Raw genomic sequence first — 15,163 nt, forward strand, 5'->3', positions numbered from 1 at the left:
GAACTCGTTTTGAGATTGCCCTGCCGTATGGGAAACAGCAGCCATTTCAATCAAGCGATCGAGGAACTCACCATGCGAGCAATGACCTATCACGGCGCCCATGACGTCAGAGTCGAAACCGTGCCAGATCCAAAGCTGGAAGCCGCCGACGATATTATTTTGCGAGTGACGGCCACCGCCATCTGCGGCTCGGACCTGCACCTGTATCGGGGCAAGATACCGACGGTCGAGCATGGCGATATCTTTGGCCATGAATTCATGGGCATTGTCGAGGAAACCGGGCCAGGTGTGACTGCTGTGCAGCGCGGTGACCGGGTGGTGATCCCGTTCGTGATCGCCTGTGGTGACTGTTTTTTCTGCCAGCAAGAACTTTACGCCGCGTGCGAAACCACCAACACCGGCGCCGGTGCGGCCATGAACAAGAAGCGCATACCACCGCCGGCCGCGCTGTTCGGCTACAGCCGGATGTATGGCGGCATTCCCGGTGGGCAAGCGGAGCTGGTGCGGGTGCCCAAGGCCAATACCGGGCCTTTCATCGTCCCCGGCACGCTGTCGGACGAGAAAGTCCTGTTTCTGTCCGACATTCTGCCAACCGCGTGGCAAGCGGTGCTCAATGCGCAGATCGGTCAGGGCTCGAACGTGGCCATTTACGGCGCCGGACCAGTCGGATTACTCAGTGCTGCCTGCGCGAAAATGCTTGGCGCTGAGCGCTTCTTCATGGTCGATCATCATCCCTATCGGCTGGAATACGCGCAGCGCACCTATGGCGTGATACCGATCAATTTCGATGACGACGATGATCCGGCGGACACGATTATTGGCCAGACGCCGGGCAGTCGTGGCGTCGATGCGGTCATTGATGCGGTCGGGTTCGAAGCCAAGGGCAGCACCACGGAAACGGTACTGGCCACGCTCAAACTCGAAGGCAGCAGCGGTAAGGCCCTGCGTCAGTGCATTGCGGCGGTACGCCGTGGCGGGGTGGTCAGTGTGCCGGGTGTCTATGCCGGATTTATCCATGGTTTCCTGTTTGGCGATGCGTTCGACAAGGGCCTGACGTTCAAGATGGGCCAGACCCATGTGCAGCGTTATCTGCCCGAATTGCTCGGATACATCGAGACCGGTGCACTGCAACCCGACGCGATCATCACCCACAGGCTGTCGCTTGAGCAGGCCGCCGAGGGTTACAAGATCTTCGACAAGAAGCAGGAGAACTGTCGCAAAGTGATCCTGACGCCGGGTGGCAGTGATGTGCCGTTGGCGGAAACGGCCGAGATGCCGCCGTTGGTACCCGCGAGTTGATCAACGTTGACCAGCGGGGCGTTGCCGATGGCACGCCCCGCGCGACGGCTGATGAGTTGTCTTACGACGCCGAATGCTGACTGACATGCTTGGGCCCCGCCAACGCCCAGGCAATCAAGCCGAACAACGGCACAAACACGATCAGCACGATCCACACGCCTTTATTGCTCGCTTTCCCCTCGCTCTTGCGCACCCGATTGATGGCCCAGAGTTCGATAAGCAGAAGAACTGCCGCCAGTACGATCCACACGGTTTCGATTTGCATTGGCTACCTCCTGATGGTCTGTTCGTTAGGTGGCGTGGAGGGCGGCGGGTTCATTTATTTTTGTTCAGGGCGTTGAGCTGGCGGGCCAGTTCCAAGGCGACGCGGCCGCTGTTGAAGGTCGGCAGCAGGTGGGTGAAGGGGATTTCGATGATGCGGTTGTCGCGCACCGCGCGCAGTTGCGAGAGGACCGGGTCGTGGGTCAACAGGTAGCGTTTGCGGCGGGCGGGCGACCATTCGGCGTCGGCCAGCAGGATCACGTCCGGGTCGCTGGCCAGCAGGGTTTCGCGGTTGACGGTGACTCGATAGAGGTCGATGTCGGCGAACACATTGCGCGCACCGACGGCGGCCAACAGCGGCGTGACAAAACCACGCTGCCCCTCGCTGTCGAGGCCTTTGACCTCGCTGTCGAGATAGAACACGGACAATGGTTTACCCGTACCGGCCAAGGCTCGGGCCCTGGCAAGGTCCTTTTCCATGGAGTCGATCAACGCTTGGGCTTTTTGCTGCTGGTGCAGCAGCTTGCCCAGCGTCAGCAAGTCATTGCGCACATGCGCGAAGTAATCCAGCGAGTGCCCGTTGCAGGCCGATTCCAGCAGATACGAACCCACGCCATTGCGCGCCAGTCCCGAGCGTGAGGTCACCCCGTCGCCGAACGCCGTGGCAAAACCGCCGATCACCAGATCCGGCTTCGCAGCGTAAAGCACTTCGCTGGCCGGGTATTGCCGCGCGATCACCGGCACACCGAAATACTCGGCTTGGCGCTGCCCGGCTCCGGTGTCATCCAGATACGCCACGCCGACCAGCGCTGGCCCGGCACCCAGTGCCAGCACGAGATCCGCCGCATGCTGATTGAGCGCGACGATGCGTGATGGCTGAAAGGCGTGCCAGTCCTCGCCGCAGTTACGGTAACTGTCGGCGAGAGCCGGTGCCGCGCAGAGCAGGGCACTCAGCAACAGCCACAACCTGCTCATGGCCGCACCTTGATCAGCAAATCCGCAACCACTTCACCGCCTACCAGATGCCCCTCGACCAGCCGCTGCACATCTTCATGGCTGCGCACGCCATACCAGCAGCGCTCCGGGTACACCGTCACGATCGGCCCCTGATTGCACGGAAACTGGCAGTGCGTGCGCGTCAGCAAAACACCGCCCGGTGTCTCGATGCGATCATGCGCGAGTAAATGCCGGCGCAAGGTTTTCCATAACTGCAAGGCGCCGCGCTGGGTGCAACGCGGGCCGGTGCAGAGGAACACATGGCGTGCGTGCTCGGGCACGTGCGACCAGTCCGGGTGCGTGTCGACGCCGTCCACGGTTTTTATGTCACTCATCAGAAGCGGTACGTGTAGCGCACTTCGGAGGTGAACGGCCGGCCGAGGTTATCGACGTTGCTCGAACGGCTGGTGACGTAATCGCGGTCGAAGAGGTTTTCCACCAGCAGGCTTACGCGGTGTTGATGGGCGTTGTCGAGGTAGCGATAAGCGTCGACGTCGACCACTGAATAGTTGCCGTATGCGACCTGCTTCGAGCTTTTGATGTCACGAATGTAGCGGATCGCACCGCCGGCACCCCACAGATGGTTTTCCGACTCATAACCCACCCGCGAACGGGCGAAGAAACTCGGGATGTCGTTGATCGTCACACCGGTGCGCGACTCGGTGAGGTTACGAGTCATGTCCGCTTGCAGGCTCCACCGATCGTTGAGCGCCAGTTTGGCGTCGGCCTCGAAGCCGCGCATCTGGATCGTGCCTTCACCGTTTACCCACTGAATGTCATCGAGGGTGATCAGGTCGTCGATCTTGCGTTTGAACAGGGTCACGCTGGCGCTGAACTCGCGGTCGAGCAGGAAGCCTTTGTAGTCGACACCCAGTTCGGCGTTGCGGCTTTTTTCTGGTTTCAGGTTGCGGTTGCCGATCTCGTCGCCCGGCTCGTTGACGAACAGTTGCTCGGCGTTCGGCAGTTTGTAGGCGCTGCCGTACTGACCGCGCACCGACCAGTTGTCGTTGAGGTCATACAGAGAAGTGAGCATGCCCACCGTGGCACTGTCGCCGCCGCTCATGGCTTCGTGACGCACGCCAATGCTCGGGTGCCAGTCGGGCAGGGCGTCGATCTGCGGGCGCAGTTGCGTGTAGAACGCATGGGCTTCGGCCTTGTCGTTGTCGATGATCAGCACATCGTCCTGGCCTTTGAACCATTGGTTGTCGCTGCCGAACACCAGCACATGGCCACCGGGCAGTTCAGCCTTGCCTTCGGCCTGCACGCCCCAGTCGGTGAAACCCCAATAGTCGTTGTGGTTGATGACTTTTTTGCCACCGCCGGCGACGTTGTTGACCCGCGTGTAGCGCGTGTCCCAGTCGTTGATATGGCCTTTGATGAAGTAGCTCAGGCGCTCATTGATGGCCTGCTCGAACGTTGCCGTGGCGATCTGCTGCACGCGGTCGTTGGTGGTTTTGTGGTTGTCGACCGGGCGGGCGAAATCGAGGTTGGCGTCGGCGTATTGGTAGAACAGTTCCAGCCGCGCATCCTCGCCAAACGACTGAATCGCTTTGCCGCCGAAGGTGGTGACTTCGTAGGCGCGGTTCTTCTCGCTGACGTTTTTCATGTCGTGGTTGCGATAGGGCTGGTAACCGTCGGAGACGTTGTGGCTGACGTACGCGAGCAAACCGAGATCGCCGAAACCGTTGCTGAAGATGTTTTCGACCCGAGCGTCTTCGCTGGTGCCGCCGAAGCTGTCGACGCCCAGATTCACTTCGCCGGCGGCTTTGCGCGATTGCGGGCTGCGGGTGACGATGTTGATCACGCCCGACACTGCCTGGGTGCCGAATAACAGGCTCTGGCCACCCTTGAGCACTTCGATGCGTTCGATGGCGTTGGCCGGCAGGGTGTCCAGATAGAGACCGCCGTACAGACGATTGTTCAGGCGCACGCCGTCGAGCAGGATCAGCGTGTCATCGTTGCGCCCGCCGAGCAGCGAATAGGTGCCGTAGTCGAACGGGCCGTTTTTCGGCGCGACATACAGGCCGGGAATAAACATCTGCATCACGCGGCTGACATCGGCGCTGGGGCCGGCGCGTTCGATCTGCTCGCGGGTAACAATCTCGACTTTGCTGCCGAACTTCGCCATGTCGGCGACGGTGGTGGATTCCACTGACGGTGCAGAAACGATTTGTTGATTGAGCTCCAGTGGCGCGTCATCGGCCAGCAGCAGCGGACTGAACAGGCAGCCAAGGAACAGGGTTGGAGCACAAGTGTTGAAAGGTCGAATCATTGTCTTCTCGAAAAGGATCTTCGCAGAAGAGCATGCAGGAGAAGGCATCGCGCACAGCCAATACCGGCCCATGCCCGCCCACCGCAGGATTTTGCCAAACGAAATTCCAGGCCGGTCTCCGGGCTCGCGCGTATCGAGGCTTTCACCTTCCCATGGCCGAGTGGCCACAGTGGTCTATCGAAAGCATCACGCGCATACCGTTGCGGGGGCAGCACCGGACTTGTTCGAAAAGAACGTACCGGTTTCCCGTTTCACCCCATGCACGGCGGCATGGGACACCTGAAACTGGGCGGCATCTGAACATTCGACAGACCGTTCGTCAACTTGCCGGCGCCGACTCCCGGTCCGCGAATTACCAACTTTCGAAATAACTACTAAGGTCTATAGCGGTCATCACAACGTAATATCGCGCGGCGTCGACAGGCGTGAGGGATACGCCAGGCACGCTGAACAAGGAGGTTTTCATGCACGTTGCCAGCGGCCATCCTCACGGTGGGCACGCCCCGCATTTCATTCGCAACGCATTACTGGTCGCCATGGCCAACACCCCGATGCTCGCAGACGTTCAGGCCGCGTGCGGGCCTTTGGCGGCGGGTGCCTACAACGTCTCGCAAACCTGTTTACCGGCGGCCGGCGTCGATGCGTCGATCAGCACCCAGACGGGCACCACCATCACCACGACGGCGGGTTCCTCGTTGAACAGTCGTGGCAACAATGCCAACGCGCTTACGGCGTCGGCGCCTACTGGACGCACTTCGGCCCCTCCGGCTGGTATCTGGACGGCGTGTTGCAGGTCAACCGCTTCGACATCGAAGCCAAACCCAACGACCTGGCCAAACTGAAAACCCGTGGTTGGGGCTACACCGCCTCGCTGGAAAACGGCTACCCGTTCGAAGTCGACAAAGACTGGTACATCGAGCCGCAATTGCAGGCGATCTACAGCTCTGTCGATCTGGACAGCAGTGATGACGTCGGCGCGAAAATTCGTTTCAAGGATGTCGACTCACTGATCGGCCGCGCCGGCGTGCGCATCGCCAAGGACTGGGACACCGAGGGTGTCGACAAGAGCGCACGGCGCACCAATGGCTGGATCCGGCCGAGCATCTGGCATGAATTCAAGGGGCAGCCGAAAACCGAGTTTTCCTCAGAGTCGGGGTACATCCCGTTCGAGTCGGACATTCAGGGCACGTGGGGCGAGGTCAATGTGGGGGTGGATTACCAGGCCAACCGGCGCACCACGTTCACCGCTTCGGCTGGCTATCGGCAGGGCTTTGATGGCGACAGCCATGGGTATGACGCGATGTTGGGGTTCAAGATCAATTTCTAGCGCACTCGGGTACACCGCATAACCCTGCAGGCGAAGGCCTACAGTGGATGGCTTGCTGACGTTCGGCCCTATATCCTGCACGCCTGTTTGATGGATTGATTTAGGGAAGAATTGCATGCCGTTCAGGGTGATGGTGGTCGGTGGTTACGGAAACTTCGGCAGCATTGTGTGCCGGCATCTGGCGCTGATGCCGGACATCGGTCTGGTGCTTTCGGGTCGTGACTCGCGCAAATTGCAGCGCAAACTCGATGACCTGAACAGCCAATCGGGCAACGTCTGCGAAGGCTGGTGTGGCGACGCCATGGGCGAAGAGTTCGAAGCCGCATTGCGTGCGCTGAACATTCAGTTGGTCGTGCATACCGGCGGGCCGTTTCAGGGGCAATCCTATGCGGTCGCCGAAAGCTGCATCGACGCTGGCGTGAACTACTGCGATCTGGCGGACTGCCGCACGTTCGTCAATGGCATCGACGTTCTCGACACACGGGCGAAGCAGGCCGGCGTGGCGATCCTCAGTGGTTGCAGCTCGGTGCCGACGCTGTCGTCCGCGATCATCGATGAACAGCGCCAGCGTTTTTCGCGTATCGATTCGATCGAACATGGTATTTCTTCGTCGGCGAAAATGCCGGGGCTGTCGACCATTGAAGGCGTACTCGCTTACGCCGGCAAACCGATCAAACAACTGAAAAACGGCAAGGTGCACGAAGTGTCGGGGTGGCTGGACCTGACCTTGCGCAAAATGCCGCAGATGGGCATGCGGCTGCTGGCCAACGTCGATGTGCCGGACATGGATATCTTCGCCGCGCGGTATGGTGCGCAGACCTTGAGTTTCAAGGCAGGTGCCGGTCTCAAGCTCGGCGGCATCGCCAACGGTCTGCTGGCTCAGGCGCTGAAAATCGGGCTGGTGCGCGACCATGCCTTGTGGGCCGGTAGACTGCATCGCCTGGGCACGCATTTCGAGCGTTTCGGCGATGGCAAAAGTGCGATGTACATCGACGTGCAGGGCCTTGGCGTTGACGGCAAACCGCTGTCGATGACCGCGCAACTCACCGCCCTGAACGACAAAGGCCCGGAAATCCCCAGCTGCGCCGCAGTAGCATTGGCGACGAAAATGGCGCAAGGCTACGTGCCGCCACCCGGCGCCCGACCTTGCGTGGGCGAGATCAGCGTCGCCGAGTACATGGCCGCGATCAACGACCCGGCCAACCTGAGCCTGGCCGTGAACTTCTCGGACGGGCAGCGCTGACATGCTCTATCTGTGCCTTAAGTACCTGCACATCATCGCCGCAATCTTCCTGTTCGGTTTCGGCATGGGCTCCTACCTCTACCTGATTGCCGCCAGCCGCACGCGCAATCCACAAGTGATTGCCCACGTCGCGCGCATGGTCGTGGGCTTCGACACCTGGATCACCACACCGGCCGGGTTTGTGCAGATCATCAGCGGTTATCTGTTGATGCGGCTTTCAGGCTTGACCATGAGCACCGAGTGGGTGCTGACGTCGTTGATCATTTTCCTCTGCGTCGGCTCGCTGTGGCTGCCGGTGTTGCTGTTGCAGAAGCGGCTGTATGTGATGGCGACAAGTGCGAGCGAGGCGGGGGCGGGGCTTGATGAGCAATATCAAGCGGTTTACCGCAAATGGTTCTGGATGGGCGTGCTCGGTTTTTCCGGGATGTTCGTCATCGTGCTGATGATGGTGACGAAGATGACACCCGTGCAGTTGTTCAGCTTTCTGGTGTAGACGCCGTTGCTTTCAGGAAGCGCTGTTCGTGGTCTGGAGTGGGCAGCAGGCAGGTGTCGTATTTGCCGAACAGGCGATAGCGGTTCAGCGCGATGCGGTCGTAAGCCCAATCGCGCAGGCCGCGAGGGAATACGCGTAGCAGGCGCAATGGCTGCCAGCGGGCGGGTAATTGGCGGATGACTTCTAGAAAAGCGTCGGAACGTTCCCAGTAGTGGCGGTCACGGATGACGGCCATGGTGTCGAATTGGTCGATGGGCAGACCGGCCCATGCCAGAAGCTCCTGACCCTCGGGCGATTGCACGGCGGCCAGACGCACGCGGCGTTGGTGGTCGTGGCGGATAAGGAAACGTGCCCAGCCGTTGCAGAGTTTGCACACGCCGTCGAACAGGACCACGGATTCGCCGGGGTTGAGGAGCGGGGCGGGGGTTGGGCGAAGCTTTGGGGTTGGCATCGTTATAAGTCTGAGAGCTGGATGTTGCGATCATAGCTCTGGAAGCAGCTGTTCGCGAATGACTGAGTTCGGACAGAAGCAGACCTTCGCGACGAACTTTTTTGATCTATTTCGTTGAAAAAACCTGGTTCACCTGAACCTACAGTCCAGCAGATGCAATCTTTTAGTATGCTATCCATCGAGATTTGAGTAAGAAAATGTGATCTGAAAGTTAAGATTTTAATCCCGAAGCGTACTCTTATGATGCGCCAAGTACGGCCGAATTTTTTAACACTACTTTCCAAAGTAGCCATTTTAATTTTTTGGCCTTAGGGAGTTCATTGAAAGGGAGAGCGAGTTGAGTCGAAAAAAAAGAAATTCTAAGCAAAAAGAAAAAATGCAAATAGGCGATCAAAAAAACAGGAGATTTTTAAAGTAGCAGCGTTTCTGGTTGACTGCGTCTCAAAGCAATACTTTGAAAGCGTAAAGAAAACAAAAGAGCTGATACCAGCACTTTTGGAGTCAACAAGGTTAGAGGCAGGGAATAAGACCTTTAAGTATAACCCTGGCGAGTTAGATGAAAGAGATCTTTACTGCCTTCAAGAGATAAATAGGCAGACGATTTACGAGCATTACGGGCAGCACCAGAGGATTTTGTCAAACGCAATATTGATATCAACATACAGCGCGTTAGAGTATCTATTATCAACAGTTGCTCGCTATATTGGTCGGCAGTTAAATGAGGTTATGTCAAAAAACTTATATCTGAGCGAGTCGTTAGAAATAATCGCGAGGATGGAATTGCAATTTGATAAAGGACTCATTGGGAAAATTCATACACTTCGCAAGGTGAGAAATATTCTTGTTCATGCAAATGGTGAATGTGCAGAACAATCTGGCTCGGAAGTCGATAGTATATTAAGATCTACTGTTAACATTAAAAAAGATCCATTTGGAAGGCTTGATATTCGAACTGGGTACTTGGATGAGTCCCTAGATTGCGTAGATACAATCGTCTCCAGTCTTAAGGCCCAGCTTGACAATAAAATTCCTTTGTGGAGCAATAGGGAGCAATAGGGGGCAAACCACGTTTTTAAATTGGTTCTGTCCCCGAAGTTGCTGTCCCGAAGTTGAAAAGGGAAAAAACTTTTAATCCACCGGCACAACTTTATCCAGTGCTTGATTCACCGCCAGTTCCCCCAGCATTACCACTTGCGCAATCCCCAGCGCAGTTTTGCGGTGGCCTGGGTCCAGGAGGGCGGCGAAGTTGCAGAGCATTTCGGTGGCTGAGCTTAGGGACTCGCTGGCGTTGACGAGCAGGGACTCGCTGTCGTAGTCGGCGTTGGCTAGAAACATGGGGGCGTGTTTCTGGTCGCTGCCCATGATGCGCTGGGTTGGCGTTAGGTAGTAGTCAAGGGCGCGTTCGGCTGCGTCGTTGAGGGTTCGGGAGTCCGGGAATTTGTAGGGTGAAACTGGATCGGTTTCTGGTGGATTCGGCGTTGGTTTGAACATAGATGAAGCTCCATATGGGACTTAAGGAGCCATCACCTTCGCTACCAAACGAAAGGTGGTGGCCATACGAAGGTTGGTAGACCGGCCCATATGGAAAATCCGGCGCGCCCGAGGACGCCCTGCGCATGGCCACCATAAGACAAATGCTGAAAAAGCATCTGCGTACGGTGACGTTATGCGTCATATGGAAGCGGGCTACCAAACCCCATCACTGTTGTTCAGTGACCCGGAAACGATAAAACCTGCATCCCAGACGCACAAGCCGGCGGATTCTGGCGTAGTCGTAGGCAACGGCGCAAGACGTTGTAGCCTTGAGCCGGTAACGCGACGTGTCTTTTAAACAGCTACGAAAAACACCTAAACACGCCTCATCCACACTCCGTTCAAGATGACATTCGTCGGCCCGCCCTCCAGCTCAGACAATGGCCTGGAACCCTCACGCCCGCGCGCGCACCAACACTAGGTTGCAACCCAAAAAGACGAGGAAGGATACCCATGTCAGTTCATCCGATTTTGTTTCTGGGCGGCTCCGGCGCCATCGGCCATCGTTCTGCCGAAGCGTTGCGCGCCGCCCATCCCGACGTCCCGTTGCTGATCGGCGGTCGCGACCTGGCCAAAGCTCAACAAGCCGCCGAGGAAATGGGCGGGGCGCAGGGGGTGGTCATTGATCCTGCGGCAGATGACCTGGGATTGGACAATCGCCCGATCAGCGCCGTGGCGGTTTTCTATATGGATCATTCTCTTGCCGGGTTGCGTTTCGCGCAGCAGCGCAAGGTGCCGCACCTGAGTATTTCGTCCGGCATTTTCGAGATTGCGCCGCAAATCGCCAGTTACATCCATCGCCCTGACGCATCCGCCATCGTGCTGGGTTACGAATGGATGGTGGGTGCAACGACGGTGACGGCGCTGCACCTTGCCGAGGCCTTTGCCCGGGTGCGCGATATTCGCATCGATGCGTTGGTCGACGAGGAGGACGGCGGCGGACCCACGGTGGCCAAGGATTTTGAACACCTGAACAAAATGCTGCCCGCCGCCCTGACTCGGCGCGAGGGGGATTACATCTGGCGCGAAGGGTCGGAAAAGAACGTCAGCTTCCATGCGCTGGACGGTACGCCGATGCAAGCCAGCGGTTTCTCGTCGATTGATGTCACTGGGCTGGCGGCGGCCACCGATGCGGCGAATGTGCAGTTCAATCTCGCCAGCGGGGTCAGTTCTTCGCGACGCGCGGGTCGGCCGATGTCGACCGAGATCCTCATCGAAATGGTCGGTGAGGATCATCAAGGGCGATCGTTGCACACCCGGCATGCCCTCGTTCACCCGGCAGGCGCCGCGGCACTTACGGGGCTGAGCGTCGCCATGCTGCTGGAGCGATTGCTTGGGCTGGATGGTCAACCGCCGACTCCGGCAGGTCTTTACTTTCCTTATCAGTTGCTCGACGCCGGTTCATATCTGCAGCGTCTGAACAAAGAGGGGGGTGAACTGCTGGAACTGCGAGTGCAGTAACCGTTCTGCGCAGCACCGCCGACGTGCCGCTCATTCAGGTCGGCGGTGCTGCGCATTCACTCAACTGTTGAAACGTAAAACCGTTTTGGCAAGCGTGAACGACTCAGCGAATTATTCCGAGAGCAACTTTTTACAGTCCAATAGCAAGTCATCCAGCAATGGATGGATTTCCGTCGAATCCATTAAAGCCATCAACTCGTTGGCGCGTGTCCTGATGGGCATCCATTCTTCATGCTCAAAGATCAGGCGATCATGGCAATGAAATGCGGCCTCGGTAAGGCTATTGCATCGCTGCCAAATGTCTTCCAGCCGGCTCTTCACGTCCTCCGGTAGCCCGCTGCCGCAGATTGAAAGTACCTTCTCTATCGGAAGAATCATCTCGGACCAGACTTCACAGGCGGGGCAATCCGGGATAGTTGCCTGCTGTATGTCCGAGGGTTGGGCGAGAAACCCAAGCGCTTCGATTACTTCGCACGCGGCAAGAACCTGCTTGTACTCATTCTGGCCGTACCAAGCCCAAAGCGTGGAGGAGAACCCCATATCAAACTCCAGAAAAATCCAGCCCCCGAGACCTCACATTTTCTATCGCTTCGAGAAGCTGGCCGTCGAAGTACTCGGAGCCATCTCTTTCGCGAACTTCGATGCGCTCTTTTGCCTCGATCAACAGCTGTTCGGGAGCGATATTCTGATTCAAGAAAGTAGCGACCATCAGATCGCTCAAATGCATTAGCGGTGTATCCCATGACTCCTGGCAGCGTTGCATCAGCCCGGTATGGACATCCCCGTGCCAAGGCCCTAAAAGATTCGAGATTGCCAATTTTGAGGTCATAAACTTCCTGAAGTCAGACTATCGGGCCAGGCGATTCGCTCTGCTCGGAGGAGATGAAACTCACCCCTCAATCAAATGAGCTTAACTCAGTCACATTAACCACAGGAATCTCACGGCGACTGCCAAGCCCCTCCATCCGCCACCGGCACCTCACCCAGATCGTAAGGATTAACCCCTTCAAGACACCCCACATTGAAACCAAACTCATGCGGATTGGTACTACGTCGGTGATGGGTGTAAATGCCGCAATTCCCGCAGAAGAAGTGCTCTGCCACTTGCTGGCCAAAGCTGTACTTCAACAACGCAGACTTACCGCGGATCACTTTCAGGTCAGCCGCCGGCACTGCGGCGACAATTGCGCCTCGGCGTTTGCAGAACGAGCAGTCGCAGCGGTGGGGCGTGGGCAGGCCTTCGGGCAGGTGGATTTCGAGAATGACGGCGCCGCAATGGCAACTCGCGCGGTGGTCTCGGCGGATCAGCGTGTTGCCTATCTGTTTGAGCACGACTAAGCCTCCATCCAGTCCACCGTTGCCGTTTCGCGCCATTTCACCTCGGTGATGCCGAAACGCTCGGCCTGGGGTTTGGAGATGACTTTCAACGGTGGCTTGCCGGGTTTGGGAATCGGCGCGATGCCGGCATCGCAACTCGCCCAATGCCATGCGTCAGTGTTGCGCATGGTTTTTGCGCGGATGACGAACGATTTTGGCTGGCCGTGAAGTTTGTATTCGATGACGAAGATGTCGACGTTGCTCATGCGTTCCTCCTTACGCTCATACGCAAATGAGTTTTGCCGACGAAAAAAATTCAAAGGATTTTCGGGGTTTGTTTCAGGCTGCTGACAATTGTTTTGCTTTGAACGGTTGGAACCGGCGGTGACCTAAAGATCAAGCCTCTGCCACGCAGACAGAGCATGAAAAATCCTCACGATTTCACCCCGGAGGTACTCGGTGAACAAGACGATCAGCGCCAGGGATTTGAACATTCACCTCCAGCACAACGATGACGGCGGCCTGTTCAAATGGTTACTTGCCAGTTTTCTGATGGGCAAGCGGATACAGGCCGAAATCGCCGCCGAAGCCTATCGGGTGATTGCCGATAAACACGGGCGCGATACTCCGCGCAAACTCGCTGCGTGCAGCCATCGTGAGCTGGTTGCGATGCTCGGGGAGGCGCATTACGTGCGTTACGACGAGACCACCGCCGTACGGCTGCACGCCTTGGCACGCAGGTTAAACGACGAGTACGCGGGCAAGATCAGCCATATGGTCGAGGCCAGCGCTGATCGTCCGGCGTTTGAGAAACGCCTGGCGGAGTTCGACGGCATCGGTCCGAAAACCGTGGAAATCTTTATGCGCGAGGCAAGCGCTGTGATCAGCTTTTGATCGTGGGCCGTGACGAAAAGCGCTCACCGCCCAGATCGCGCAAAGCCTATTTGACTCGACGGCCAGAACGATTGATCGCCAACAGGCACAGGCCAACCAGCAGTGCAGCGCCTGCAACCAGGAGCGCCGAAGGTTGCATTGGCTGTCGAAAACCAGTGGCTGTACGCCGCTGAGGTAACGCCAGTGGTCGGGTTTCCATGATCACTTCGTCAGGCGCCTGGAATGGCGCAACGGCTTCTGCCTGAAACGGTATTTCCTCGATGCTCATACGCAGGCCATCTGAGAGTTCCAGTGTCCGCGCGGTGATCGTGCCGACGATTCTGTCCGGATAAACCGGTTCGCCATTGGGATCGAGTTGGTCATACAGGAAATTCTGCCCTTCGAGCCAGCCGACGGCCGTCTGCAACTCGGGGCCCAGGTAATACTTGCCGTCGAGAAAAAATCCAGGAAATTGCGGCGCGCGCTCGACGCTTTCAATGCGATAGCGCTCACCCGGTTTCATACCGGTTTCAGGGGCAATCATGGTCAATCCCTCCGCTGTAGGTTCAGCGGTAGAGAACAAGGATCGACCGTCGTTCCATGTAAAAGAGGAAAGGTAGCGGTTGTCCCGGAACGGATCTGTAACAGGCGAAAACAACTTCGCCCGACCAAGGCCGGGCGAAGCGGTGTGGCGCTAGCTCAATCAGTAATCCCAGATTGCCGGAATCCAGCGGAACGCCTCGCCATTGACGGCAACGCGGCCGACCGACGGGAAGGGCAGGTGCGTGGCGACAAACAGTTCGCCACTGGCGGCGGCTTCCTGCAGCAGGCGCACGCGCACGCGGACCGCTTCATCCGGGTCGTGCTCGAAGCCGTTGTGCCAGTCCGGGTGGTCGAAGGCCACCGGGAACAGGGCGTCGCCGGCGAAAGTCAGACGTTCGGCGCCGGAGGTCACGTAGACCACGCAGTGGCCCGGGGTGTGGCCACCGGTGATTTTGGCGACTACGCCGGGGGCGACTTCGAACGCGTCTTCGAAGATGCGCAGCTTGCTTTGGTACTGCTGGATGAACGCATTGGCGGTCGAGCGCAGCACGTCCGGCACCGGCGCGGGCATGTCGGTGCTGGTGAAGTCCGGCGAGGTCCAGAAATCGACTTCGGTGGCGGTGACGTGGATGCGCACGTCGTCGCGCAAGCGGTTTTTCACCGTGTCGACGAGCAGTCCGCCGATGTGGTCCATGTGCATGTGGGTGATGACGATATCGGTGACGTCTGCGAGGTCGATGCCGGCCGCCGCGAGGCGTTTGGGAAACTGCCCGGCGCGGGGGAAGCCGGGGAACTGGCCGCCAAGTCCGGCGTCGACGAGGATGACCTGCTCGCCGCTGCGTATCACCAGCACATTGAGTGCCCAGTCGAACGCGTCGGGGCCCAGATGCATCTCTTTGAACCACTCAGCGCGGTCGGCGGGATCGGCGTTGGTCGACATGGTCTGGGTCGGCAGCGGCAGAACGCCGTCGCTGATTACCATCACGTCGATGTCACCGAGGCGCAGCGCGTAGCGCGACGGCACCAGCTCTTCGGTCGGGGTTTGCAGGGTGGCGCTGTTGGCGGTGAAGGAATCCAGATGCATGGTCATGGTG

General features: G+C 58.2%; 18 protein-coding genes and 1 riboswitch. Of the genes, 6 read left to right on the top strand and 12 right to left on the bottom strand.

The window, feature by feature from the left end; all coding sequences use genetic code 11:
• The first annotated feature begins 72 nt into the window (after positions 1-72).
• Positions 73-1,299 (top strand): zinc-dependent alcohol dehydrogenase, encoded by a 1,227-nt coding sequence (locus F8N44_RS28155; protein WP_150652619.1) that lies wholly within the window; start codon positions 73-75, stop codon positions 1,297-1,299.
• Between the two features lie 61 nt (positions 1,300-1,360).
• Here the strand turns inward: F8N44_RS28155 and F8N44_RS28160 are convergent, their stop codons facing one another.
• The 4 genes from F8N44_RS28160 to F8N44_RS28175 are packed head-to-tail and all read right to left on the bottom strand — an operon-like array spanning position 1,361 to position 4,828.
• The gene (locus F8N44_RS28160; RefSeq protein WP_007916127.1) at positions 1,361-1,564 is read right to left on the bottom strand and encodes a PLD nuclease N-terminal domain-containing protein; all 204 of its coding nucleotides are present in this window, start codon (positions 1,562-1,564) and stop codon (positions 1,361-1,363) included.
• A gap of 50 nt (positions 1,565-1,614) precedes the next feature.
• Positions 1,615-2,535 carry an ABC transporter substrate-binding protein gene (locus F8N44_RS28165; protein WP_150652620.1) on the bottom strand — a complete coding sequence of 307 codons (921 nt, stop codon included), beginning with the start codon at positions 2,533-2,535 and terminating at the stop codon, positions 1,615-1,617.
• Entirely contained in the window at positions 2,532-2,891 is a 360-nt protein-coding gene (locus F8N44_RS28170) for a (2Fe-2S) ferredoxin domain-containing protein (RefSeq protein WP_150652621.1), read from the bottom strand. The genes F8N44_RS28165 and F8N44_RS28170 overlap by 4 nt, the downstream gene beginning before the upstream one ends.
• Positions 2,891-4,828: a TonB-dependent receptor plug domain-containing protein gene (locus F8N44_RS28175; RefSeq protein WP_150652622.1), complete on the bottom strand. Its 1,938-nt coding sequence runs from the start codon at positions 4,826-4,828 to the stop codon at positions 2,891-2,893. Before F8N44_RS28175 ends, F8N44_RS28170 begins: the two co-directional genes overlap by 1 nt.
• A 91-nt stretch (positions 4,829-4,919) precedes the next feature.
• Positions 4,920-5,126: riboswitch (cobalamin riboswitch) on the bottom strand.
• A 276-nt stretch (positions 5,127-5,402) separates the two neighbouring features.
• Here F8N44_RS28175 and F8N44_RS28180 point away from each other — a divergent pair.
• The 3 genes from F8N44_RS28180 to F8N44_RS28190 all read left to right on the top strand — a co-directional run bounded on the left by F8N44_RS28180 (position 5,403) and on the right by F8N44_RS28190 (position 7,891).
• Positions 5,403-6,155 (top strand): autotransporter outer membrane beta-barrel domain-containing protein, encoded by a 753-nt coding sequence (locus tag F8N44_RS28180; protein WP_224794825.1) that lies wholly within the window; start codon positions 5,403-5,405, stop codon positions 6,153-6,155.
• 115 nt (positions 6,156-6,270) lie between these two features.
• Positions 6,271-7,398 carry a saccharopine dehydrogenase family protein gene (locus F8N44_RS28185; RefSeq protein WP_150652623.1) on the top strand — a complete coding sequence of 376 codons (1,128 nt, stop codon included), beginning with the start codon at positions 6,271-6,273 and terminating at the stop codon, positions 7,396-7,398.
• 1 nt (position 7,399) lies between these two features.
• Positions 7,400-7,891 (top strand): DUF2269 family protein, encoded by a 492-nt coding sequence (locus F8N44_RS28190; RefSeq protein ID WP_150652624.1) that lies wholly within the window; start codon positions 7,400-7,402, stop codon positions 7,889-7,891.
• Here F8N44_RS28190 and F8N44_RS28195 read toward each other — a convergent pair.
• Both F8N44_RS28195 and F8N44_RS28200 read right to left on the bottom strand, forming a co-directional pair.
• The gene (locus tag F8N44_RS28195) at positions 7,875-8,342 is read right to left on the bottom strand and encodes a thiol-disulfide oxidoreductase DCC family protein (protein ID WP_150652625.1); all 468 of its coding nucleotides are present in this window, start codon (positions 8,340-8,342) and stop codon (positions 7,875-7,877) included. The two genes, F8N44_RS28190 and F8N44_RS28195, sit on opposite strands and share 17 nt — an antisense overlap.
• A 1,128-nt stretch (positions 8,343-9,470) precedes the next feature.
• Positions 9,471-9,833: a DUF6124 family protein gene (locus F8N44_RS28200; RefSeq protein WP_137216921.1), complete on the bottom strand. Its 363-nt coding sequence runs from the start codon at positions 9,831-9,833 to the stop codon at positions 9,471-9,473.
• A gap of 495 nt (positions 9,834-10,328) precedes the next feature.
• Here F8N44_RS28200 and F8N44_RS28205 point away from each other — a divergent pair, with 495 nt between their 5' ends.
• The gene (locus F8N44_RS28205) at positions 10,329-11,336 is read left to right on the top strand and encodes an NAD(P)-dependent oxidoreductase (protein ID WP_150652626.1); all 1,008 of its coding nucleotides are present in this window, start codon (positions 10,329-10,331) and stop codon (positions 11,334-11,336) included.
• 111 nt (positions 11,337-11,447) lie between these two features.
• Here F8N44_RS28205 and F8N44_RS28210 read toward each other — a convergent pair whose 3' ends face one another.
• From F8N44_RS28210 to F8N44_RS28225, 4 genes are all read right to left on the bottom strand, one after another.
• Positions 11,448-11,876, bottom strand: a complete 429-nt coding sequence (locus F8N44_RS28210; protein ID WP_150652627.1) for a hypothetical protein — start codon at positions 11,874-11,876, stop codon at positions 11,448-11,450.
• A 1-nt stretch (position 11,877) separates the two neighbouring features.
• Complete coding sequence (locus tag F8N44_RS28215) at positions 11,878-12,165, bottom strand: hypothetical protein (protein ID WP_150652628.1); 288 nt, start codon at positions 12,163-12,165, stop codon at positions 11,878-11,880.
• A 110-nt stretch (positions 12,166-12,275) separates the two neighbouring features.
• The gene (locus F8N44_RS28220) at positions 12,276-12,668 is read right to left on the bottom strand and encodes a GFA family protein (protein WP_150652629.1); all 393 of its coding nucleotides are present in this window, start codon (positions 12,666-12,668) and stop codon (positions 12,276-12,278) included.
• Positions 12,669-12,670: 2 nt separating this feature from the next.
• Positions 12,671-12,919 carry a DUF6555 family protein gene (locus tag F8N44_RS28225; protein ID WP_150652630.1) on the bottom strand — a complete coding sequence of 83 codons (249 nt, stop codon included), beginning with the start codon at positions 12,917-12,919 and terminating at the stop codon, positions 12,671-12,673.
• A gap of 193 nt (positions 12,920-13,112) precedes the next feature.
• Between F8N44_RS28225 and F8N44_RS28230 the strand changes: the two genes are divergently transcribed.
• Positions 13,113-13,547 carry a DNA methylase gene (locus F8N44_RS28230; protein ID WP_150652631.1) on the top strand — a complete coding sequence of 145 codons (435 nt, stop codon included), beginning with the start codon at positions 13,113-13,115 and terminating at the stop codon, positions 13,545-13,547.
• Between the two features lie 46 nt (positions 13,548-13,593).
• Here F8N44_RS28230 and F8N44_RS28235 read toward each other — a convergent pair whose 3' ends face one another.
• Complete coding sequence (locus F8N44_RS28235) at positions 13,594-14,070, bottom strand: short chain dehydrogenase (RefSeq protein ID WP_150652632.1); 477 nt, start codon at positions 14,068-14,070, stop codon at positions 13,594-13,596.
• A 159-nt stretch (positions 14,071-14,229) separates the two neighbouring features.
• A complete protein-coding gene (locus tag F8N44_RS28240; RefSeq protein WP_150652633.1) occupies positions 14,230-15,159 on the bottom strand; it encodes an MBL fold metallo-hydrolase in 930 nt (309 codons plus the stop codon).
• Between the last annotated feature and the right edge of the window lie 4 nt (positions 15,160-15,163).

The sequence above is a fragment of the Pseudomonas fluorescens genome (assembly GCF_902497745.1).
GTDB classification, from domain to species: domain Bacteria; phylum Pseudomonadota; class Gammaproteobacteria; order Pseudomonadales; family Pseudomonadaceae; genus Aquipseudomonas; species Aquipseudomonas fluorescens_BM.

Excerpts from the sequence above, each read along its gene's own strand:
- F8N44_RS28170 (WP_150652621.1), bottom strand. The coding sequence starts at position 2,891 with ATGAGTGACATAAAAACCGTGGACGGCGTCGACACGCACCCGGACTGG.
- F8N44_RS28175 (WP_150652622.1), bottom strand. The coding sequence starts at position 4,828 with ATGATTCGACCTTTCAACACTTGTGCTCCAACCCTGTTCCTTGGCTGC.
- F8N44_RS28185 (WP_150652623.1), top strand. The coding sequence starts at position 6,271 with ATGCCGTTCAGGGTGATGGTGGTCGGTGGTTACGGAAACTTCGGCAGC.
- F8N44_RS28205 (WP_150652626.1), top strand. The coding sequence starts at position 10,329 with ATGTCAGTTCATCCGATTTTGTTTCTGGGCGGCTCCGGCGCCATCGGC.
- F8N44_RS28195 (WP_150652625.1), bottom strand. The coding sequence starts at position 8,342 with ATGCCAACCCCAAAGCTTCGCCCAACCCCCGCCCCGCTCCTCAACCCC.
- F8N44_RS28160 (WP_007916127.1), bottom strand. The coding sequence starts at position 1,564 with ATGCAAATCGAAACCGTGTGGATCGTACTGGCGGCAGTTCTTCTGCTT.
- F8N44_RS28155 (WP_150652619.1), top strand. The coding sequence starts at position 73 with ATGCGAGCAATGACCTATCACGGCGCCCATGACGTCAGAGTCGAAACC.
- F8N44_RS28235 (WP_150652632.1), bottom strand. The coding sequence starts at position 14,070 with ATGATTGCCCCTGAAACCGGTATGAAACCGGGTGAGCGCTATCGCATT.
- F8N44_RS28225 (WP_150652630.1), bottom strand. The coding sequence starts at position 12,919 with ATGAGCAACGTCGACATCTTCGTCATCGAATACAAACTTCACGGCCAG.
- F8N44_RS28210 (WP_150652627.1), bottom strand. The coding sequence starts at position 11,876 with ATGGGGTTCTCCTCCACGCTTTGGGCTTGGTACGGCCAGAATGAGTAC.
- F8N44_RS28215 (WP_150652628.1), bottom strand. The coding sequence starts at position 12,165 with ATGACCTCAAAATTGGCAATCTCGAATCTTTTAGGGCCTTGGCACGGG.
- F8N44_RS28165 (WP_150652620.1), bottom strand. The coding sequence starts at position 2,535 with ATGAGCAGGTTGTGGCTGTTGCTGAGTGCCCTGCTCTGCGCGGCACCG.
- F8N44_RS28200 (WP_137216921.1), bottom strand. The coding sequence starts at position 9,833 with ATGTTCAAACCAACGCCGAATCCACCAGAAACCGATCCAGTTTCACCC.
- F8N44_RS28190 (WP_150652624.1), top strand. The coding sequence starts at position 7,400 with ATGCTCTATCTGTGCCTTAAGTACCTGCACATCATCGCCGCAATCTTC.
- F8N44_RS28240 (WP_150652633.1), bottom strand. The coding sequence starts at position 15,159 with ATGACCATGCATCTGGATTCCTTCACCGCCAACAGCGCCACCCTGCAA.